We start from the raw sequence: 18,751 nt of genomic DNA, 5'->3' as shown, positions 1-18,751 counted from the left end.
TTGTGTCGAGAACTTGTCGCGGGCGGGCGTCCGGCCCCTCCGCTGGACGATGATGGGCGCGGGCAGAGGTTGGAGAACCGCAATGACGTCGGGTTCCGGCGCGCAGTGCTGCGTCGAGGCTGACATCGCATCCGAAACGGTCGCCGGGGGGCTGCACGCGCTGCACGCCGACGGGGACCTCCAGACCGCACGACGGTGCTTCGAGATCGCGTACGCGCGCGCCGAGGCCGCCGGGGACGTGCCCGGCATGGCCGAGGCCGTGCTCGGATCGGCGGGCGTGTGGGTGCACGAGCACCGCGTGGGCGCGGGGGCGGCCGTGCTGGAGCAGCGGCTGAGCCTGCTGCTGGGGCTGGTCGACCCGGAGGGGGTTCCGGCGGTACGCCTCCGGGCCCGCCTGGCCGCCGAGCGCGACTACCGCGAGGGCCGCAGCGACGCCGTCCTCGCCGCGCTCGAGGACGCCCGCGCGTGCGGCGACCCCGTCGCGCACGCCGAGGCGCTGAGCCTCGCGCACCATTGCCTGCTCGGCCCCGAGCAGGCCCAGCTCCGCCGGGAGATCGCCGTCGAGCTGCTGGCGGTCAGCCCTCGCACCGGCCGCCGCGGCGACCTGCTCATGGGCCTGCTGTGGTGCACCGCCGACCTGTTCCTCGACGGCGACCGGCACGCCGAGCGCCGCCTCGGCGAGCTGCGGGCCCTGCTCGACGAGCGCCCGCACCTCGCGGTGGGCTACGTCGCCGACGCGATCGACGTCATGCGCGAGATCCGCGCCGGGCGCTTCGCCGAGGCCGAGCGCGCCGCCCACGCCTGCTACGAGCGGGGCGACCGGGCCGGCGACGCCGACGCGGCGGGCTGGTACGGCGCGCACCTCGTCGCCATCCGCTGGTACCAGGGCCGGCTGCGGGAGCTGCGCCCGATGCTCGACCGGATGGTGCACTCGCCGACGCTGTCCGCCGTGGACAACGCGTACTACGCGGTGCACGCGGTCGCCGCGGCCGAGGACGGCGACCTGCGCACCGCCGCGCACGCCGTGGCCCGGCTGCGCGGCCCGTCGCTCAAGGAGCTGCCGCGCTCGGGCAGCTGGCTGGTCACCATCCACGGCATCGCCGAGGCGGCCCGGCTCATCGACGACCCCGACCTGGCCGAGGAGGTCTACGAGCTGCTCCTTCCGCACGCCGGGCTCCCGGTGATGGTGAGTCTCGGGGTCGCGTGCTTCGGCTCGGTACACCACGCGCTGGGCATCGCCGCCTCCGTCTCCGGCCGCCGCGACCTCGCGCTGGAGCACCTGACCCGCGCGGTCGCGCACAACCGGGCGCTCGGGCACTGGCCGGCCGCCGAGGAGTCCCGGCGCGCTTTGGAACGCCTCGGGCCGGCCCAGCCGTCGCGCGCATCGTGCGTGCGGGAGCGGCAGCACTGGCGGCTGGCCTGGGGCTCGCAGTCGGTGCTCGTGGAGAACAGCGTCGGGCTGCTGCACCTGGCGGTCCTGCTGGCCAACGCGGGCACCGAGATCCCGGCGGTCGAGCTCGCGATGGGCGTCAACGGTCTCGCCCAGGCCGCGGGGGCGCGCACGTCACCGCAGGCGGTGCTCGACCAGGAGGCGATGCGTCGGTACCGGCTGCGCGTCGCCGACCTCCGCGCGGAGATGGAGTCCACATCGGACGCCCGTCGCGCGGAGGCGGCCCGCCGCGAGAGCGAGGCGCTGATGGCCGAGCTCGCGGGCAGCGTGGGGATCGGCGGCCGCAGCCGGCGCTTCGTCGACAACGCGGAGCGGGCGCGGGTCGCGGTCGGCAAGGCCATCCGGCGGGCGATCGCGCGCGTGGAGGAGTCGGACGCGGCCCTGGGCCGCCACCTGCGGGAGACGGTGCACACGGGGCGGCAGTGCTCGTACCGGCCGGTGTAGCTCACGGCTTCCAGGGCAGCGGCCGGCCGAAGCGGACCAGCTCGCCGTAGTGGCCCGGCTGGACCTGGCCCAGCGCCAGGTCCAGCAGGGCGACGGCGGCCTCGGCCGGGGCCGGGGCGGCGCTCACGTCCCACCACAGGCCCGACGTCGGGGTGTTGATCATGCCGGGGCAGACCGCGGCGACAAGGATGTCCCGCGCCGCGTCGGCCCGGCGGCGCTCGGAGGCCAGGGCGCGTACCGCGGACACCTGGGCGATCTTGGACGGGATGTTCACGAACCCCGGCCACGCCATCGCCCGGGCCCGGCCGTCCGCCACCTCGTCGCGCCAGGCCGCCGTCGCCTCGTCCACCGCGTCCAGGGTGGTCAGCCCGTCGAAGCGGCGGTGCAGGGACGGGGCCAGGTGGTGCAGGGTCCCCAGGGAGCTCGCCACGATCAGCAGGCGGCCGCCGTCGCGCAGCCGCGGGGCGAAGGCGCGCAGCAGGCGCGTCGTGCCGAAGTTGTTGACCTGCGTGTAGGTGCCGACGATCGCCCTCGGGTCGTCGTCCGGGCCCACCCGCATCACCGCGTTGCCGAAGACGATGTCGATGCCGCCGATGTCCGCGGCCACCTCCTCGGCGGCGGACGGGTCGGCGACGTCGAGCCGGCGGCCGACCACCCGGGCGCCGCCCTCGCCGGCGCAGGCGGCGGCCGCGGCCTCGACCCGGGCCTCGTCGCGGCCGGTCAGGTAGACGACGTCGGCGGGGGTCAGGCGGCGGGCCAGGCCGGCGGCGAGGGCCAGGCCGAGGCCCTGGGTCGCGCCGGTCACGAGAGCGGTGGTCATGCCTCGACGCTAGAAGGCGCCGGGGTATGCGGCCAACGCGAGATGCGCGCGTCTGGTATGCGTATCCGTCATGGGCATCGGGGATGCATCGCTCACCGGGATCCGCGTGTTCCGGGAGGTCGCCGCGCGCGGGTCGCTCTCGGCGGCGGCCGGCGCGCTCGGGTACACCCAGTCCGGCGTTTCCCGGCAGATCGCGGCGCTCGAGCGCGCGGTCGGGGCCAGGCTGCTCGAGCGGCGGCCCGACGGCGTCCGGCTCACCGCGGCCGGGCGGGTGGTCCTGCGCCGGGCCGTGGTCATGCTCGACGAGGCCGACGCCGTCGGGCGGGAGCTCGCCGGGCTCGCCGCGACCGGGGGGACCGTGCGGCTCGGGTGGTTCGCCAGCGCCGGGGCGGTACTGGTGCCGGAGGCGCTGCGAATCCTGCGGGCAAGCGATCCCGGCGTCACCGTGGTCAGCCGGGAGGGGAGCACGCCGATACTCGTGCGGGGGCTGCGTGCCGGGACGATCGACCTCGCGCTGCTCGCGGCCGGGCCGCCGTTCCGGGCGCCCGACGCCGAGGACCCGCCGCTCGTGCTCGAGGTCCTCTCGGAGCGGCCGCTGCGCGTGGCGGTGCCGGCGGGGCATCCGCTCGCCGCGGCCGGCCACGTCGACGTGGAGGAGCTGCGCGGGCTGCGGTGGATCGCGGGGCAGTCGGCGGCCGGGGAGCGGCTCATGGGGGTGTGGCCGGGGCTCGGCGGGCGGCCGGTGATCGCGCACACCGCCCGGGACTGGCTCGCGAAGCTCCGGCTCGTCGCGGCCGGGCTGGGCGTCACGACCGTGCCGCCGTCGATGGCCGACGCGATGCCGGCCGGGGTGCGGCTCCTGGAGGTGCGCGGCGGCCCGCTCGAGCTGCGCCGGCTGCTCCTGGCGCGCCGCCCCGGCCGGCCCTCGGACGCGACCGAGCGGCTGGCCGAGGCGCTGCGTCAGGCGGCCAGGCCCAGTGAGCGCGCCACGTCGGGCACGGTCGGGTCCGCGGACGCCGTCGGGTAGCCGGTGCGCGGGACCGCGTCCGTGCGGCTCGCCGGGGCGCTGCGTCAGGCGGCTTCCGGCTGCTCGCCGGGGCGCTGCGTCAGGCGGCCAGGCCCAGTGAGCGCGCCACGTCGGGCGCGGTCGGGTCCGCGGACGTCGTCGAGTAGTCGGCGCGCAGGGCCGCGTCGGGGTCCTTGAGGCCGTTGCCCGTCAGGGTGACCACGACGCGGGAGCCGGGGGACAGGCGGCCCGCGCGGTGCCGGGCCAGCAGGCCCGCCACCGCGGCCGCGGACGACGGCTCCGCGAAGACGCCGTCGTGGGAGCCCAGCTCGCGGTACGCCGCGAAGATCTCGGCATCGGGGACCGCCGCGATCAGGCCGCCCGACTCGTCGCGGGCCGCGATCGCGGGCGCCCAGGTGGCGGGGGAGCCGACGCGGATCGCCGTGGCGTCGGTGCGCGGGGCGGGCACCGGGGCGCCGTGCACGAGCGGCGCGGCGCCCGCGGCCTGGAAGCCCCAGATGCGGGGGCGGCCGCGGTCGTAGGCGACGTACCCCTGCCACGTCGCGGTGATGTTGCCGCCGTTGCCGACCGGCAGGCAGTGGATGTCGGGGGCGGCGCCGAGCGCGTCCACGATCTCGTAGGCGACGGTGCGCTGCCCGGCCAGGCGCAGCTCGTTGCCGACCGAGTTGACCAGCGCCACGCCGGGCGACGTGGCCAGGGCGCGGGCGATGCGCAGGCAGTCGTCGAAGGTGCCGCCGATCTCGACGATCCGGGCGCCGTACCGCGCCGCCTGCGCGAGCTTCCCGCGCGCGACCCCGGAGGCCGGCACCAGCACGGCCGAGGCGATCCCGCCCCGTGCCGCGTAGGCGGCCGCGGACGCGCTCGTGTTGCCCGTCGACGCGCACAGCACGAGCTCGGCGCCCGCCTCCACGGCGCGGCTGACCGCCACCGTCATGCCGCGGTCCTTGAACGATCCGGTGGGGTTCGCGCCCTCGACCTTGAGCCACACCTCGCAGCCGGTGCGGCCGGAGAGGTGCCGGGAGTACAGCAGCGGGGTGTTGCCCTCGTGCAGGGAGACGGCCGGGGTGCCGGGGTGCACCGGCAGCCGGGGCCGGTAGTCGCTGTCGATCAGTCCGCGCCAGGGAGCCATGGCCGCGACCCTAACATTCGTCACGCCGTTGCCGGAATCAGATTATGGGCGTTACATTTGTACCGTGGATCTCGAGGCGCGGCTCGGAGCCGTCTACGCCGACCTGCCCCCGGGCGAGCGGGCCATCGCGCGCGCAATCCTCGACGACTATCCGTACGCCGCGCTCGGCTCCCTGCGCGCGCTCGCCCAGCGGGCCGGGGTCAGCCCGCCGACCGTCTCCCGGCTCGTCGGGCGGATCGGCTTCCCGACGTACGCGGACTTCCAGGAGGCCGTGCGCGGCGCCGACCGCTCCCGGCTGCGCACGTTCGTCACCGAGCCCGCCGACCTCGACGCGGCCGCCCGCACCCTGCGCGCCGGCCTCGACGGCTGCCTCGCCGCGGTGCCGGAGCCGCTGCTGGAGACCGTCGCCGAACGGCTGGCCGGGGCCGGCGCCGTGTGGGCGCTCGGCGGGCGGCTCAGCGAGCTGGCCGCGGAGTACCTCGTCCGGCAGCTCGCCAGCCTCCGCCCCGGCGTGCGCCACGTGCCCGGCCCGGCGCCCGAGCGCGCCCGGGTGCTGCTCGACCTCGGCCCGGCGGATCTGCTGGTGGCGTACGACTTCCGGCGGTACTCCCCGGACAACGCCCGCTTCGTGCGCGCGGCCGCCGACCGCGGGGCCCGCCTCGTCCTCGTCACCGACGCCTGGGAGTCGCCGCTGGCGCCGCTGGCCGACGTGCTCGTGCGGCTGCCGCGGGAGGCGTCCGGCCCGATCGACCCGATGACGCTCGAGGTCGCGGTCACCGAGCTCATCCTGGTGACGGTGGCCAACCGGCTCGGGCCGGCGCGGCGGCTCGCCGAGCTCGAGGAGCTGACCCGGGATCTCTCCCGCTAGCCGACCTCGTTAGCCGGCCTCGCTAGCCAACCTCGTTAGCCGACAAATCGGACTTTCTGCTCAAGTCGGGGCCGTCCCGGTCGATGGGGACCGTGTGCACCATGAGGCGGCCGGACGGCTGGGCGCGCCCCCGCGCACGGGGGCGGAGACGCTCATGCCCGTGGCGGGGCCCGGCCGGCTCGCCGCGCCACTCCTGGCCGAGTTCGATCTTGCCACCACCTCCGCCGGGGAGCGGCCCGGATTCACGCATCGGAACGAGATCGCCGGCCGTCCGCCGTTCCGGCGCAACCGGGTCGCAGCCGGTTCGTCGCCCCCGGTAATCTCAGCGGTTTGAGGGAGCAAGCAACGGGAATGGCCGACCACCGCGCGGACCAGCCCACCGGCGCATCCGCCGGCGGGCCGGTGACGCTGACGTTCGCGGAGCTGGAGTTCGTGCTGCGCTCCGCGGCCGAGCGCGACGTCGACGTCGACGACGTCCGCCGCTGGCTCAACTTCCAGCCCGGGGTGTCGACCGGCATCGTGGTCGCCTCCGGCGTCGCCTCCCTCGTCGCGCGGGACCTGTGCCGGCTCGAGGACAGCCGGGTCGTGCCCGGCGAGTTCGTACAAGGTGCGATTGCGGCTCTTGCAACCCGGCACACGAGCACCGAGGCGGCCGGCTGGCTCGACGAGCGCCCCGTCGTCGTGCACCTGTTCTCCGGCGTCACCGGCCGGTTGGCGATCTATCCGGGCTCCTACGGGCTGTTCTCCGTGGAGCTCATCGATGCCACCGAGCCGCTGTCGGGGCCCGTGCTGCGGTTCCTCGACCTGTGCACCTCCGGCGACCGCGCGGCCACGGTGCTCATCCGCACCCAGGCCGGCGCGGCCGACGACTCCGGCGTCGCGGTCGCCCGCAGCGCGGCCGGTGCCTGGTTCATGTCCGACTCGTTGGAACGACCGGACCCGGGCCGTCCCCTGGCCCGTGCGGCCGTGGTCGCCCGGCTGCTTGCACTGCTCGCGCAGCCGGTGGGAGTGTGATGACCTCCGGGCAGGCCCCGGTGTCCGGTCGTTCCGCCGATGGTGCGATCTTGGCAGCAGTGGGATCTTGATGGCGTTTTGGGATTCGAAGGCGGTGGAGGGCTGATGGCGACTATCCGGGCCGGTGCGGCGACCGACGTCGGGAAGGTCCGCCGCCGCAACGAGGACAGCGCGCTCGTCGGCGAGTGCATCTTCGCCGTGGCCGACGGCATGGGCGGCCACGCGGCCGGCGACGTGGCGAGCCGCCTGGCGGTAGCGGCCCTGCAGCGCCTCGACGGCGTGGCGGGCCCGGGCCCGCTGGACATCCGCGACGAGATCGTCCAGGCCAACGCCGACATCCTGGCCGCGGCGGTCGCCGACCCGACCCAGGGCGGCATGGGCACCACGGCGGCCGGCCTCTGCCTGGGCAAGGTCGAGGGCGACGAGTGCTGGATCGTGTTCAACGTCGGCGACTCGCGCGTGTACCGTTTCGCGGCCGGCGCCCTGGACCAGCTCACGATCGACCACGTGGCCCCCGAGGCCGTGACGATGCGCCGAGGCGTGATCACCCGTGCCCTGGGTACCGACCCGGGCCCGCGCCCGGACCTGTGGGTGCGCACGGCCGAGGCGGGCGAGCGCTTCCTGGTCTGCTCCGACGGCCTGTCGCTGGAGCTGACCGACGAGGAGATCGCCACGGTCCTGACCGCCTGCGAGGACCCGCAGGCGGCGGCGGAGGAGCTGGTACGCCGCGCCGTACTGGCCGGCGGCCGCGACAACGTCACCGTGGTCGTGGTCGACAACCTCTAGGCTTCGCGGGTCCAGCGGATCGCCGTACCGGTGGCGGGGTGCACCTCCTCGAGGTCCCCGAGGCAGACGACGAGCACGGGTACGCCGTCGGTGAGCCCGAGCTCCTCACGCTCCTTGGGCGTGGGCATACGGGCCTTGACGACGCTGACGGCGGGCACCTCGACGAGCGTGCCCGGCACCTCGACCACGTGCCCGGCGCGCCGCTCGACCCGAACGAGACAGTCCCGCCCGAGCGCGAGCAACCCTTCGTTGCGAAGCAGCTTGACGGCCTTGAGCGCGGTATCCCGCCCAACCCCGAACTCCCGGGCCAGCTCCCCGGCCCCGGGCACGACATCCCCGACGGCCAACTCCCCACACCCCACCCGCTGCCGAAGTACGTCGGCGATCTGGTCGTAACGCGCCACGAGTCCAATGTAGCCAAGTGGCCACACGAATCGAAAGTGGGCTTTTCGATAAGTCGGGCGCTCCGCGCCGCGACTTATCCCATTTTTCGCCTGACAGGTCATAAATCCGGACACGCCAATTTCCCCGAATCGTGCACGTCGAGGCTGCAATGAGCGCGGCCACGGGAGGGGCGCGCGGCTACCCGGGTGCGGTGGACGGTCATGAGCGGGGGTGCGGCTAAAGAGGTGCGGTGGACGGCGGCGGGCGGGGTGCGGCGCACGGCCGCAGGCGGGTGGTGCGCGCCTGTATGGGGTGCGGTGGACGGCCATGGGCCCATGAGCGCGGTGCGAATGCATGCGGCGAGCCGCGGTCTCGTGCGTCCCTGGTCCACCCCCGGCCGGAATCACTCGATCGAGTTCCGCTGCGCCTCCTGCAGCCGCGCCAATCCGGGGCATAACCGAAAAATCCGAAATATCCGTCGCGGAGCGGCGGATATTTCGGATCGCAACCGAACGTGAACCCCGAACGAGAAGCTATGCGACCGGCCCGCGCCGGTACGCCAGGACACCCATCACCAGACCCGCCAGGCCGAGCACCATCCCCGCGATCCCCAGCGCGATCGCCGTCCCGGCAGAGGACGACGAAGACGACGAGTCGGACGCGTTCGCCGTCGGGCCCGCCGACGTCGTGGTCGAGGCCGCCGCCGTGTCCGTCTTCTTCGACAGCTTCAGCACCGGCGCCGGGTGTTCGGCCGAAGCGCCCGCCGCGGGCTCGTCGATCCAGCGGACGACCTCGCCGTTCGAGTACGTCTGCAGCGCCTTGAACACGATCTGGTCCACCTGCGGCAGCGGGCCCAGGGAGACGTCGAACTCCTGGAACTGGTGCGGCTTGATCTCGGCGCCGGCGTCGGCGGTCCACGTGATTTTCGAGACGGCCTCGGTGATCTCGTCGCCGCCCTCGCGCTTCACCGGGGTGGCCAGTTTCGAGGTCTCCGTCACCGCGGTCCAGCCCTGCACCGGCCTGGTCGACACCGACGCGATCGGCTGGTCGGTCGGGATCGCGATCTCGAGCTTCGTCGTGCTCGCGTTGTCGCGCTCGGTCGGCACGCGGAAGGTCACCTTCGTGTACCCGCCCTGCACGGCGGTGTTCGGGTTGACCGTGACGTGCGCGGAGGCGACGGCCGGGAAGGCGAGCGCCGCGGTGACGGCCGCGGCGGTGGCGATGCCGGCGCGGACCACGGAGGTCAGGCGCATGACGGGGAGTTCCTCTCGAAAGCTTGGCGGGGGATGCGTACCGGGCGGATAGTCGGTACACACCCCCACAAAGTTCCCTAGAGGTCGGACGGGTCGGCCCAGGCGGTACCGATGGCGGTGACCGCGAAGAGCGCCACGGCGAGCACGTGCACCCCGGTGCACCACAGGCAGATCGCCTTCAGCTGGAACAGCTCGGCGAAGACCAGGTAGAACACGAAGAGCACGCCGATCGCGGCGAGGGCGAGGCGGCCGTACCGCAGCGCCGGCAGTTTGGAGCGCCACAGCGGGCCCGGCGAGATCGCGAGCATCGCCACGAAGTACACGAGGCCGAGCACCGCCACCGGGATGCCGAGCACCGCCGACTGCTCCGAGGTGGTGACCTTCAGGCAGTTCAGCGCCCCGGTATCGGGGCACGCGAGCGTGGTCGACGCGCTGAAGTGCTCGATCGTGAGGTACACCGAAATCCCGAGCCCGACCACGGCGAGCACCAGCGACGTCAGGGGCACCCACGGCTGGACCAGGCTGCGGTCCAGTTCCGGCTCACTTGCCGACATTGGCGAACTCCCCCTGGTAGGCCTGGACGGCGGCGCTGGAACACACGTCCCCGGGCTGGTTGCCCGTGATCTTGCACAGCAGGGCGGTCAGGGCGTTGGCGCTGCCGTTGATCGCCCGGCCCACCTGGCTGTTCGAGTCCTTGACCGCGTCGAGGACCTGCTGGTGGGTGTGGTCGGCGAGCAGTTCGGGGCTGTAGGAGGCGCCCGCCTGGATGGCCTTGTTCGCGAAGTCGACGAACGGGATCGCCCCGGCCGAGTCGCTCGGGACATAGGGCGCGGCGTTGTACTTCTGCAGCACCTGCTGCTGGGCCGGGGTGAGCTGGTCCAGCTGCTGGTACTGCCCGTTGACCCGCTTGTTCGTCGTGGTCTCGACGCCCTGGAAGGACAGATACTGGCTGGTGTACGTCGCGCCGTGGAACGACACCGTCGGCGTGTTCGGGTACGTGTCGTCGGCGGCCGACGCGGTCAGCGTCAGCCCGCTGAACGTGCCGAACCGCGACAGCGCGATGACCACGGGCCAGCGCTGGGCCGCGCAGAAGGGGCAGTACTCGGCGCCGACGTACAGCACCAGCGGCTTGCCGCCGTCGGTGAGCGCGGGCTGTCCGGTCAGCGCGGTGGGCAGGCTCGGCTTGGCCCCCGCGCCCACCGCGTCGAGCGTCGCGGCCGGCACGGAGGTGATCCCGCTGATGATCGCCTCGGCCGCGGCGCCGGTCGGTACGGCGCTCGGCGACTCCCCGCCCCCGCCGCCCGCGGTGCCGAGCTTGACCAGCCCCATCACCACGAAGACCAGCAGCACGGCGCCGATCGCGGAGTACGCGACGCGCATCCGGCCGCGCCGCGCAGCCGCCCGCTCCTGGATCATGCGCATCTGCCGCGCGTACTCGCGCGAGTCGCGCTGCCGTTTCGACACGCGCCAACCTCCTGGTCTGTGCGGGTGCGTCCGTTCCTTAGTCGCACAGGGCGGGCGACCGGTTCCCGATTTCCGGCGAAAGATCACCCGCCGCGGGCTCGATGGTAGGTGACCAACCTGGCGGAAGTCTGGGGACGAAAGACCCGAAAAACCATGACTCCGGTCCGTTGTGGTGCGGACCGTTGCTCCCGTCAGGAATCCCGGCGTCCGCCGTGGCAAGACCGCACCGGAAAACGCGGCCGCCACACCGTAGATTGACGACCATGCAGAGACGACACCTGCTCGCCGCCGCGGCCGGAGGGGCCGTCGCGGGTGCCGCCGGAATCGCCGGCACCGCGAACGCCGCCGACGCCGAGTCCTTACGCCCGGGCAAGACCCGCCTCATCAGCCTGTCCCACGTCAACGACCCGGCCAAGACCAACATCTACCCCGGCGACCCCGCGTTCACGCTCGAGACCATCGCGACGATCGAGAACGAGGGCTACTACCTGCAGTACGTCCGCGAGGGCGAGGCGACCGGCACCCACTGGGGCGCGCCGGGCCACTTCAACGCCGGTGAGCCGCTCGCCGACGACCTCGACCCGAACGACCTGTTCCTGCCCGCGGTGAAGATCGACGTGCGCGACAAATGCGCCCGCAACGCCGACTACGCATTGACCGTGGACGACGTGAAGCAGTGGGAGCGCCGCCACGGCCGCATTCCCGACGAATCGATGATCATCATGTGGACCGGCTGGGAGTACAAATGGGGCACTCCCGCCTTTCCGAACCTGGACGGCGACGGCGTGCTGCACCAGCCCGGCTTTGCCCCGGAGACCGTCCAGTGGTTCATCGACACGGGCCGCATCGGGCGCAACGGCGGCACCGGCATCGACACCTTCGGACCGGACCTCGGTACCGACCCGAACTTCCTCGCCTCGCTGCTGGTGTACCAACGCCACCGCGTCAGCCTCGAGATCATCGCGAACCTCGCCCAGTTCCCGACCACCGGCGCGTCGGTGCTCTGCGGCGGGTTCATCAACAAGAAGGGCTCCGGCTCGACGGCCCTCATCTTCGGGGTGATTCCGCCCGGCGTCCACGCCTGAACCGCGTCCGGGCCGGTGCCCGCGCGGCACCGGCCCGATTGACGTAACGATCAGCGGACGCTTAGTGTCCAGTTATGAGCACGATGTCCGGCGCCGAGGCACCGCAGGCGGTCACCACACCGCTCGTCCTGCCGATCTCCCGCTCGCTGTTCTGGCTCGGCGGCACCGCGCTGCTCGCCCTGCTGGTCTACTACTTCGTCGGCATCGACCAGGGCGCCGTGTCCATCTTCGGCAGCGACTCCCACGTGCACGAGTTCGTCCACGACGGCCGGCACTTCCTCGGTTTCCCCTGCCACTAGGGGCTGTGTCGATACCGGGGTTGTATCGGGGTGTGACCGGGGTGGTTCCAGCCGACGCCTGAGTCCGCCGCAGCCCGGCCATCCACTTCGATATAGCTCCTAGAGCCTTTTCAGAACACAGTCCCCGCAGGTGCCGCCGCCGGGGATTCGGTAGTACAGGCAGCAGTTGCGTCTCCGGAGCCGGCCGACGGCGACATCCGCCATGCCCTCGAGCGGCGGCCGGGCCACCAGCTCCTGCACCGCCGACCAGGCGTCGCGCGTCCCGAGCTGCCCCGCCGCCCCGCCCAGCGCCGACGCCACGTTGCCCCACAGCACGTGCCGCGACAGCCGGAACCGCGCGGCGAACACCTCCGCGAGCGGCATGACCAGCCCGCGGATCGCGACATCGAAAAGGTCGGACGCGGGGCGGTTTTCCTTCGCGTGTACCGCCACGGGCAGCGGCCCGCCCGGCACCTCCCGCCACCAGAGGTCCTCCGGCCCCACGCCGGGCACCGAGCCGGACAGCGCCTGGGCGAGCGGCGGCGAGACGAGCCGGGACGCGTACCCGAGAAACAGCACGGACGCCACGACCCGCGCCGGCAGCGCCTCCAGCCCGAGGCCGAACATCCCCGCAAGCGCCTCCCGCGACGCGGCGACCCGCTCCGCCACCACGTCGGGGGACAGCAGCGCCGCGAACGGCCGCCATCCGGGCTCGCCGGAGTAGGGCTCCCAGACGAAGTACGGATTCACCACCGCACCCTATGCCGAAAGAATTGCCCCGAGTTGGTTGAACCCTGAACAGTCTGGTGGGGTAGAGGTCGGCAGGAGGCCGTCGAGAGCGCCGCGAACGGCCGCCATCCGGGCTCGCCGGAGTAGGGCTCCCAGACGAAGTACGGATTCACCACCGCACCCTATGCCGAAAGAATTGCCCCGAGTTGGTTGAACCCTGAACAGTCTGGTGGGGTAGAGGTCGGCAGGAGGCCGTCGAGAGGGGCTGTGCGTGACGCGCGACGAGGAGCTCATGACCGCGCTGTACACCGAGCACTACGGTGTGCTGCTCGCCTTCGTCCTGCGGTACGAACGGGACCGCCACCGCGCCGAGGACCTCGTGCAGGACACGCTCCTGCGGGCCTGGCGGCACATCGAGCGCATCGACGTCAGCCGGGACACCACGCGGGCGTACCTGCTGACGATCGCCCGCAACGTCGTCAGCAACGCCTGGCGGGCCGAGCAGCGCCGCCCCCAGCTCGTTTCCGACCCCGACGCGGTCGCGGCCGTCGCCGACCCCGACAACGTCGACGAGCTCGTCGAGGGCTGGCTCATCACCGCCGCGCTCGACCGCCTCTCCGTGGAGCACCGCGAGGTGATCCGCTCCGTGTACTACGACGGCCGCACGGTCGCCGACACGGCCAGACGCCTTGCGGTACCGGAAGGTACCGTCAAGTCGCGCGCCTACTACGCGGTACGCGCGCTTCGGGCGGTGTTCGAGGAGATGGGGGTGTTACGGTGACCGCCGGCCACGACGCGGTGCGCCGGCTGCTCGGGGCCTACGTCCTGGGCGGCCTCGACGACACCGACCAGCACACGGTCGACGCCCACCTGAGCACGTGCGCCGAGTGCCGCACCGAGGTGGGGCGCCTGGCCGCGGTACCGGAGCTGCTGCAACGCCTCCCGGGCGGCCCGGGCGCGCCGCTGGAGCCGCCCTCCCGCGCCGGCCTCGACGCCTTCCTGCGCCGGGCCCGCCCGCGGCGCCTGCCGGTCGTCGCCCTTGCCGCGGTGTGCGTCGCGCTCGCCGTCCTGGCGGGGGTGCTGGCCGTGCGCCGGCCCGCCTCCGCCCCGGCGCCGCGGGCCGCTGCGTCGCCGTCGGCTTCGGCCTCCCCGGGGACCGTCGTCGAGTTCGAGGCGGCTGGCGGCAGTGGGCTGTCGGGGCGGGCCACGCTCAGTCCCCGCCAGTGGGGGGTTTCGGTCTCGATCGAGCTCGCTGGTCTGCCGGGGGAGGGGCCGTTCACCATGCAGGTCCTTGGGCGGGGTGGGCAGTCGGAGCAGGCGGCTTGCTGGGGGCGTACTCAGACCGCTCAGGCGCGGGTTACGGGGGCCAGCTCGATTCAGCTCGCTAACGTCGACTCGGTTCAGGTCGCTGACCACGATGGGCATTTGCTCGGGTCTGCTCGGTTGGGCTGAAGTCGATATGTCGGGCGCTGGCGCGCCGCGACATATCGGATTTTTCGCCTGCCGGGGGATATGTCGGGGTTTGTTGGTATTCTTAGCTGGACTGGGGGCTGACAAACGACGCTCGGCCGATGGTGCGCGGGAGCCTTCGGCTCCCGCAATGTGTAAGCGTGGTCCCTTTTCGTTGTTGCTTGCGGTTATGCCTCTTGGCCGTGGTTTGCTGCCGGGCTCGTGCGGGTCGTCATTCGGTGGTCCCTGCCCTGTCTCGCGCTATTTGAAACGGGATCCTGTTTTTGGGCGCGATTTGGGATAATCAATGTGTGTTGGGGCAGCGGGGGTTGTTCGGTCGGGCTGAAATTACTGCTATGTATGACGCTACTCGGCGGCGTAACTATTCGCCTGCTGGTGAGAAGTTTCGGAAGGAACACCAGCGGCATCGGGACTGGGGGCTTGAGCAGCGGCACCGGAAAAAGCTCTGTGACCAGTACGGCAGTGTTGAGGCGGCCGAGGCTTACTTTGCGCAGCGGGGCCGGGAGGCCCTCACGCCCAAGTCGCCGGAACCGCCGACTGGACCGGTTGAATGTCCGGCTGGGCCGCCTGTGGAACTGGCGGTCGCCGACCACGATGGTGAAGCGGCGCCACGGCACTGTGCGGAAAGCGGGGACTGTGCGGAATGCGGGGACCTTGAGTCCGCGCCAGCGCAGAGCGCGGACAGCGGGGACTGTGCGGAATGCGGGGACCTTGAGTCCGCGCCAGCGCAGAGCGCGGACAGCGGGGACTGTGCGGAATGCGGGGACCTTGAATCCGCGCCAGCGGAAGGCGTGGACAGCGCGGAAGGTGTGGACAGCGCGGAAGGTGTGGACAGCGCGGAAGGTGTGGACAGCGCGGAAGGTGTGGACAGCGCGGAAGGTGTGGACAGCGCGGAAGGTGTGGACAGCGCGGAAGGTGTGGACAGCGCGGAAGGTGTGGACAGCGCGGAAGGTGTGGACAGCGCGGAAGGCGTGGACAGCGCGGAAGGCGTGGACAGCGGGGACCTTGAATCCGCGCCAGCGCCCAGCGTGGACAGCGCCGACAACGACGTTGATGCCGCGGCGACCTGTGCGGTGAGCATTCCGCCCGCGCCCGCCGAAGCCGATTCCATCGACAATTGTCCCAACGAGTCGCTCGGCGGTGGGGGCGCGGCCGACTTCGGGGGGCCAAGGGGCAAAGGTTGCCGTTCGGGTGGCCGATGGTGGCAATGTGGAGGCCACAGGCATCACCGGGATCGCGACCCGCATGGCGCAGATCCGGTCCCAGATTGCCACGTTCCGACCGCCCGCCGTCGAAGGCCCGGGCGGCGGCGAGTCGTTTCAGCAGACGCTCGACGCCACGCTGCGCACCGCGCGCACACCCGGGGGAGTGCCGGTCGAGCTGACGAAGTACGGCAACGGGCGCGTCCCGGAAAGTGCGCTCCAGCGCGTCGGAACGACCGGGCACAGGCTGTGGGCGCCCGCCGCCACGTCGCTCGACGCGCTGATGCGGGCCGCGCGGGCGCAGGGGGTCGGCATCGGGATCACCGACTCGTACCGGCCCCTCGCCGAGCAGGTCGACCTCGCCAAGCGTAAGGGCTTGTACGCCAACGGCGGGCTCGCCGCCAAGCCCGGTACCAGCGATCACGGGTGGGGGCTGGCCGTCGACCTCGACCTGGACGGCAAGGCGCAGGCGTGGATGCGGCAGAACGCCGGGCGGTTCGGGTTTGCCGAGACCACGCCGCGGGAGCCGTGGCACTGGGCGTATCGAGCAAGATGAGAGGCGTGACCGCCCTCTTCACGACCGTCCACCTCGCGCTCGCCGCCGCTTGGGCCGGGGCCATGGGGTACAGCCTGCTCGTCGTGCAGCCCAAGGCCGAGCGCTACTTCGCCAAGGATGACGACCTCGAGGACTTCCTGCTGGTCATGGCCCACGGGAACCGGTGGAAGGTGGTGCCGCTCATCGCCGCGCTGCTCGTCACCGCCGCGCTGGCGGGGATTTACTACCTGCTTCCGGTGTACCTCGTCGCCGCCGTCATTTTCGCCAACGTGAGCTGGCGGCACTGGCCCGCCCGGGTGTTCGCGCTGCCCGCCGAGCGGGCCGGGTTCCGGAAAAGGCTGAAGGTTCAGGCGTGGGCCATGACGGTGCTCGTCGGTGGCGCGTTTCTGACAGGTCTGGCGGCAACCAGCGGACTCATCTGATCTCCACACCGCGGTTAGGGTCGTGCGACGAACGACTCGCGGTAAGGAGAGGACAGCGCAGTGACCGGTTTCCGCCACAATCTGGCGCAGCTGTTGAAGGCCAGGTTCCCGGTCCTGTACGTCGAGTCCTACGAGGAGCACCGCGTGCTCGGCGAGCTCGCCGCGGTCGCCGGGGACGCCGCGCTCGTGCGGACGCCGCGGCCGGTGTGGACCTGGTCGGCTACGAGCGGGCTGCTGCAGCCCGACGGGGTCGCGACCCAGTACACGACCGAGCCCGACAACGCCCTCGAGACGGTGCTGCGCATCCAGCAGCCCGGCCTGTTCGTGTTCCGCGACCTGCACAGCTCGCTGGGCGGCGACGTGCCGGTGCTGCCGAGCGTCGTGCGGCGGCTGCGGGACATCGCCGCGGCGTTCAAGGCGGGTGCGGTACCGCGGACGCTCATCATCGTCGCCCCCGTCCTGCGCATCCCGCCCGACCTGGAGAAGGACGTCACGATCGTCGACTTCCCGCTGCCGAGCGAGGCCGAGATCCGCGGCGTGCTGGAGGCGATGATCGCGGGCAACGCCTCGGGCGGGCGGATCCGCATCGAGCTCGACCCCGTCGGCCGGGAGCGGTTCGCCAAGGCCGCGACCGGGCTCACGCTGCACGAGGCCGAGAACGCGTTCGCCCGGGCCATGGTCAACGACGGCGTGCTCGACCTGCACGACCTCGGCGTGGTACACGAGGAGAAGCGGCAGGCGGTGCGCAAGGCCGGCGTGCTCGAGTACGTCGACGCCGGCGTGCGCCTCGACGAGGTCGGCGGGCTGGAGAACCTCAAGCGCTGGCTGGCCAAGCGGGACAACACGTGGCTCGCGGCCGCCGCGGAGTACGGGCTGCCGGCCCCCAGGGGCGTGCTCATCACCGGCGTGCCCGGCTGCGGCAAGTCGCTGACCGCCAAGGCCGTCGCCGCCGCGTGGGGGCTGCCGCTGCTGCGGCTCGACATCGGCCGCGTCTTCTCCGGGCTCATCGGCTCCAGCGAGCAGAACATGCGGGCCGCGCTGCGCACCGCCGAGGCCAGCGCCCCGTGCGTGCTGTGGGTCGACGAGATCGAGAAGGGCTTCTCGACGAGCGCGGGCAATGACGGCGGTACCACCAACCGGGTCTTCGGCACCTTCCTCACCTGGATGCAGGAGAAGACCGGCTCGGTGTTCGTCATCGCGACCGCCAACGACATCGAGCGCCTGCCGCCCGAGCTGCTGCGCAAGGGCCGCTTCGACGAGATCTTCTTCGTCGACCTGCCGAGCCGGGCCGAGCGCGCCTCGATCTGGGGCGTGCACCTGCGCCGGCGCCTGACCCGGCCCGCGGTGCAGGGCGCGCTGCGGCCCGACGACGCGCTCCTGCGCGAGCTGTGCGGGCTGACCAACGGCTACTCCGGCGCCGAGATCGAGCAGGCGGTCGTCGCGGCGCTCTTCGACGCGTTCTCCGAGCGGCGCCCCCTGCACCGGGAGGACCTGCTGCGGGCCATTGCGGCGACGGTACCGCTGAGCGTCACCCAGTCCGAGAAGCTCGACGCGATCCGGGACTGGGCCCGCACCCGGGCCGTGGCGGCGACGGCCGCCGAGGACTGGGACCCCGACGAGGAGCCGCCGACCGCGCCCATGCCCGTGCTGGGCACCCACGGACGCACGATCGAGGTCTGACGATGAGCGTTTCCCTGATTCTGGTACCGCTGGCAATTGCCGCCGCCGCGGCGCACGCCGGGCTCACCAAGGGCAAGCAGGGCACGGTCTGCGCGGTGCAGACCCGGATGCGCGACGTGAACCTGCTCGCGGCCGCGCTGCGGGACACCCGGGCGGCGGTGGAGCCCGACGGAGACGCGCTCGTCGCGGACTGGGCGGGCGTGCGGGCCCGCTTCGTCCGCGACGAGCGGCAGGTGTGGGCCGCGTACTTCACCGGCGACGTCGACGAGCCGCGGGCGGTCGACATCGTGCGGGCGGTCGACGCCGCCTACGGCCGGCAGGTCCAGGCGGCCGTCCTGGCCCGGCTCACCCAGCGCGCCCCGGCCGCGGGCCTGCGCCTGGAGTCGCGCTCGGTGACCCCCGACCGGGCCGTGCGCCTTGTCTTCGCGGTGGAGCGGGCGACGTGAAACGCATCGTCGTCACCGTGGCCGAGGACGGCACGGTCTCCGCCGAGACGCTGGGCATCACCGGTTCGAAGTGCCTCGACTACGTCGAGGTGCTCGAGGACCTACTGGGGGCGCAGACGGTGCACAGCGAGTACACCAGGGAATTCACGACCGTTCAGAACAGGCAGGTTCAGCACGATGGCCTCTAGGCTCTGTCCTGCCGATCATGCCGGCCTGCGCCGGGCCCAGATTCCGCCTGCGCGCA

Annotated in this window: 21 protein-coding genes; 14 read left to right on the top strand and 7 right to left on the bottom strand. The window is 72.6% G+C overall.

What is annotated here, in order from left to right; all coding sequences use genetic code 11:
* The first annotated feature begins 82 nt into the window (after positions 1–82).
* Entirely contained in the window at positions 83–1,894 is a 1,812-nt protein-coding gene (locus tag ACPPVO_RS50370; protein WP_426506319.1) for a hypothetical protein, read from the top strand.
* A 1-nt stretch (position 1,895) separates the two neighbouring features.
* Here the strand turns inward: ACPPVO_RS50370 and ACPPVO_RS50365 are convergent, their stop codons facing one another.
* Positions 1,896–2,714 carry an SDR family NAD(P)-dependent oxidoreductase gene (locus ACPPVO_RS50365; protein ID WP_426506317.1) on the bottom strand — a complete coding sequence of 273 codons (819 nt, stop codon included), beginning with the start codon at positions 2,712–2,714 and terminating at the stop codon, positions 1,896–1,898.
* A 70-nt stretch (positions 2,715–2,784) separates the two neighbouring features.
* Here ACPPVO_RS50365 and ACPPVO_RS50360 point away from each other — a divergent pair, with 70 nt between their 5' ends.
* Positions 2,785–3,741, top strand: coding sequence for a LysR family transcriptional regulator (locus tag ACPPVO_RS50360; protein WP_426506316.1), 957 nt, complete (start codon positions 2,785–2,787; stop codon positions 3,739–3,741).
* Between the two features lie 79 nt (positions 3,742–3,820).
* Here ACPPVO_RS50360 and thrC read toward each other — a convergent pair whose 3' ends face one another.
* Complete coding sequence (thrC, locus tag ACPPVO_RS50355; protein ID WP_426506314.1) at positions 3,821–4,870, bottom strand: threonine synthase; 1,050 nt, start codon at positions 4,868–4,870, stop codon at positions 3,821–3,823.
* Positions 4,871–4,934: 64 nt separating this feature from the next.
* Between thrC and ACPPVO_RS50350 the strand changes: the two genes are divergently transcribed.
* The 3 genes from ACPPVO_RS50350 (at position 4,935) to ACPPVO_RS50340 (ending at position 7,538) form a co-directional block, all read left to right on the top strand.
* Entirely contained in the window at positions 4,935–5,738 is an 804-nt protein-coding gene (locus ACPPVO_RS50350) for a MurR/RpiR family transcriptional regulator (RefSeq protein WP_426506312.1), read from the top strand.
* A 351-nt stretch (positions 5,739–6,089) separates the two neighbouring features.
* A complete protein-coding gene (locus ACPPVO_RS50345; RefSeq protein ID WP_426506310.1) occupies positions 6,090–6,752 on the top strand; it encodes a hypothetical protein in 663 nt (220 codons plus the stop codon).
* A gap of 105 nt (positions 6,753–6,857) precedes the next feature.
* The gene (locus tag ACPPVO_RS50340; protein WP_426506308.1) at positions 6,858–7,538 is read left to right on the top strand and encodes a PP2C family protein-serine/threonine phosphatase; all 681 of its coding nucleotides are present in this window, start codon (positions 6,858–6,860) and stop codon (positions 7,536–7,538) included.
* Here ACPPVO_RS50340 and ACPPVO_RS50335 read toward each other — a convergent pair.
* The 4 genes from ACPPVO_RS50335 to ACPPVO_RS50320 form a co-directional block, all read right to left on the bottom strand.
* Positions 7,535–7,942: a GntR family transcriptional regulator gene (locus tag ACPPVO_RS50335; protein ID WP_426506306.1), complete on the bottom strand. Its 408-nt coding sequence runs from the start codon at positions 7,940–7,942 to the stop codon at positions 7,535–7,537. The two genes, ACPPVO_RS50340 and ACPPVO_RS50335, sit on opposite strands and share 4 nt — an antisense overlap.
* 513 nt (positions 7,943–8,455) lie before the next feature.
* Positions 8,456–9,175: a YcnI family protein gene (locus ACPPVO_RS50330; protein WP_426506305.1), complete on the bottom strand. Its 720-nt coding sequence runs from the start codon at positions 9,173–9,175 to the stop codon at positions 8,456–8,458.
* A gap of 77 nt (positions 9,176–9,252) precedes the next feature.
* Positions 9,253–9,729: a vitamin K epoxide reductase family protein gene (locus ACPPVO_RS50325; RefSeq protein ID WP_426506304.1), complete on the bottom strand. Its 477-nt coding sequence runs from the start codon at positions 9,727–9,729 to the stop codon at positions 9,253–9,255.
* Positions 9,716–10,639, bottom strand: coding sequence for a DUF929 family protein (locus tag ACPPVO_RS50320; protein ID WP_426506302.1), 924 nt, complete (start codon positions 10,637–10,639; stop codon positions 9,716–9,718). Before ACPPVO_RS50320 ends, ACPPVO_RS50325 begins: the two co-directional genes overlap by 14 nt.
* Before the next feature lie 263 nt (positions 10,640–10,902).
* Here ACPPVO_RS50320 and ACPPVO_RS50315 point away from each other — a divergent pair, with 263 nt between their 5' ends.
* Together ACPPVO_RS50315 and ACPPVO_RS50310 are read left to right on the top strand one after the other, a co-directional pair.
* On the top strand, positions 10,903–11,724 hold the full coding sequence (locus ACPPVO_RS50315) for a cyclase family protein (protein ID WP_426506300.1): 822 nt from the start codon (positions 10,903–10,905) through the stop codon (positions 11,722–11,724).
* A 74-nt stretch (positions 11,725–11,798) separates the two neighbouring features.
* Complete coding sequence (locus ACPPVO_RS50310; protein WP_360390936.1) at positions 11,799–12,023, top strand: CbtB domain-containing protein; 225 nt, start codon at positions 11,799–11,801, stop codon at positions 12,021–12,023.
* A gap of 99 nt (positions 12,024–12,122) precedes the next feature.
* On the opposite strand, the gene ACPPVO_RS50305 is transcribed toward ACPPVO_RS50310, so the two are convergent.
* Positions 12,123–12,752 carry a (2Fe-2S)-binding protein gene (locus tag ACPPVO_RS50305; RefSeq protein ID WP_426506298.1) on the bottom strand — a complete coding sequence of 210 codons (630 nt, stop codon included), beginning with the start codon at positions 12,750–12,752 and terminating at the stop codon, positions 12,123–12,125.
* Between the two features lie 250 nt (positions 12,753–13,002).
* Here ACPPVO_RS50305 and ACPPVO_RS50300 point away from each other — a divergent pair, with 250 nt between their 5' ends.
* The 7 genes from ACPPVO_RS50300 to ACPPVO_RS50270 all read left to right on the top strand — a co-directional run bounded on the left by ACPPVO_RS50300 (position 13,003) and on the right by ACPPVO_RS50270 (position 18,695).
* A complete protein-coding gene (locus tag ACPPVO_RS50300) occupies positions 13,003–13,512 on the top strand; it encodes a sigma-70 family RNA polymerase sigma factor (protein ID WP_426506297.1) in 510 nt (169 codons plus the stop codon).
* Positions 13,509–14,183 (top strand): anti-sigma factor family protein, encoded by a 675-nt coding sequence (locus tag ACPPVO_RS50295; RefSeq protein ID WP_426506295.1) that lies wholly within the window; start codon positions 13,509–13,511, stop codon positions 14,181–14,183. The genes ACPPVO_RS50300 and ACPPVO_RS50295 overlap by 4 nt, the downstream gene beginning before the upstream one ends.
* 1,227 nt (positions 14,184–15,410) lie before the next feature.
* A complete protein-coding gene (locus ACPPVO_RS50290; RefSeq protein WP_426506293.1) occupies positions 15,411–15,959 on the top strand; it encodes a M15 family metallopeptidase in 549 nt (182 codons plus the stop codon).
* 5 nt (positions 15,960–15,964) lie between these two features.
* Positions 15,965–16,381, top strand: a complete 417-nt coding sequence (locus tag ACPPVO_RS50285) for a hypothetical protein (protein WP_426506292.1) — start codon at positions 15,965–15,967, stop codon at positions 16,379–16,381.
* A 60-nt stretch (positions 16,382–16,441) separates the two neighbouring features.
* Positions 16,442–18,061: an AAA family ATPase gene (locus ACPPVO_RS50280; RefSeq protein ID WP_426506290.1), complete on the top strand. Its 1,620-nt coding sequence runs from the start codon at positions 16,442–16,444 to the stop codon at positions 18,059–18,061.
* A 2-nt stretch (positions 18,062–18,063) separates the two neighbouring features.
* Entirely contained in the window at positions 18,064–18,507 is a 444-nt protein-coding gene (locus ACPPVO_RS50275; RefSeq protein ID WP_426506288.1) for a hypothetical protein, read from the top strand.
* Entirely contained in the window at positions 18,504–18,695 is a 192-nt protein-coding gene (locus ACPPVO_RS50270; RefSeq protein ID WP_426506286.1) for a DUF2997 domain-containing protein, read from the top strand. Before ACPPVO_RS50275 ends, ACPPVO_RS50270 begins: the two co-directional genes overlap by 4 nt.
* Positions 18,696–18,751: the final 56 nt, after the last annotated feature.

The organism is Dactylosporangium sp. McL0621 (assembly GCF_049995355.1).
Classification (GTDB): Bacteria; Actinomycetota; Actinomycetes; order Mycobacteriales; family Micromonosporaceae; genus Dactylosporangium.
Note: the sequence above shows the minus strand (reverse complement) of the source record. Positions and strands in the feature narration are given on the sequence as shown.

What these genes read in the sequence shown, in the direction of transcription:
- ACPPVO_RS50370 (WP_426506319.1), top strand. Translation starts at nt 83, where the DNA reads ATGACGTCGGGTTCCGGCGCGCAGTGCTGCGTCGAGGCTGACATCGCA.
- ACPPVO_RS50365 (WP_426506317.1), bottom strand. Translation starts at nt 2,714, where the DNA reads ATGACCACCGCTCTCGTGACCGGCGCGACCCAGGGCCTCGGCCTGGCC.
- ACPPVO_RS50360 (WP_426506316.1), top strand. Translation starts at nt 2,785, where the DNA reads ATGGGCATCGGGGATGCATCGCTCACCGGGATCCGCGTGTTCCGGGAG.
- thrC (WP_426506314.1), bottom strand. Translation starts at nt 4,870, where the DNA reads ATGGCTCCCTGGCGCGGACTGATCGACAGCGACTACCGGCCCCGGCTG.
- ACPPVO_RS50345 (WP_426506310.1), top strand. Translation starts at nt 6,090, where the DNA reads ATGGCCGACCACCGCGCGGACCAGCCCACCGGCGCATCCGCCGGCGGG.
- ACPPVO_RS50340 (WP_426506308.1), top strand. Translation starts at nt 6,858, where the DNA reads ATGGCGACTATCCGGGCCGGTGCGGCGACCGACGTCGGGAAGGTCCGC.
- ACPPVO_RS50330 (WP_426506305.1), bottom strand. Translation starts at nt 9,175, where the DNA reads ATGCGCCTGACCTCCGTGGTCCGCGCCGGCATCGCCACCGCCGCGGCC.
- ACPPVO_RS50325 (WP_426506304.1), bottom strand. Translation starts at nt 9,729, where the DNA reads ATGTCGGCAAGTGAGCCGGAACTGGACCGCAGCCTGGTCCAGCCGTGG.
- ACPPVO_RS50315 (WP_426506300.1), top strand. Translation starts at nt 10,903, where the DNA reads ATGCAGAGACGACACCTGCTCGCCGCCGCGGCCGGAGGGGCCGTCGCG.
- ACPPVO_RS50310 (WP_360390936.1), top strand. Translation starts at nt 11,799, where the DNA reads ATGAGCACGATGTCCGGCGCCGAGGCACCGCAGGCGGTCACCACACCG.
- ACPPVO_RS50275 (WP_426506288.1), top strand. Translation starts at nt 18,064, where the DNA reads ATGAGCGTTTCCCTGATTCTGGTACCGCTGGCAATTGCCGCCGCCGCG.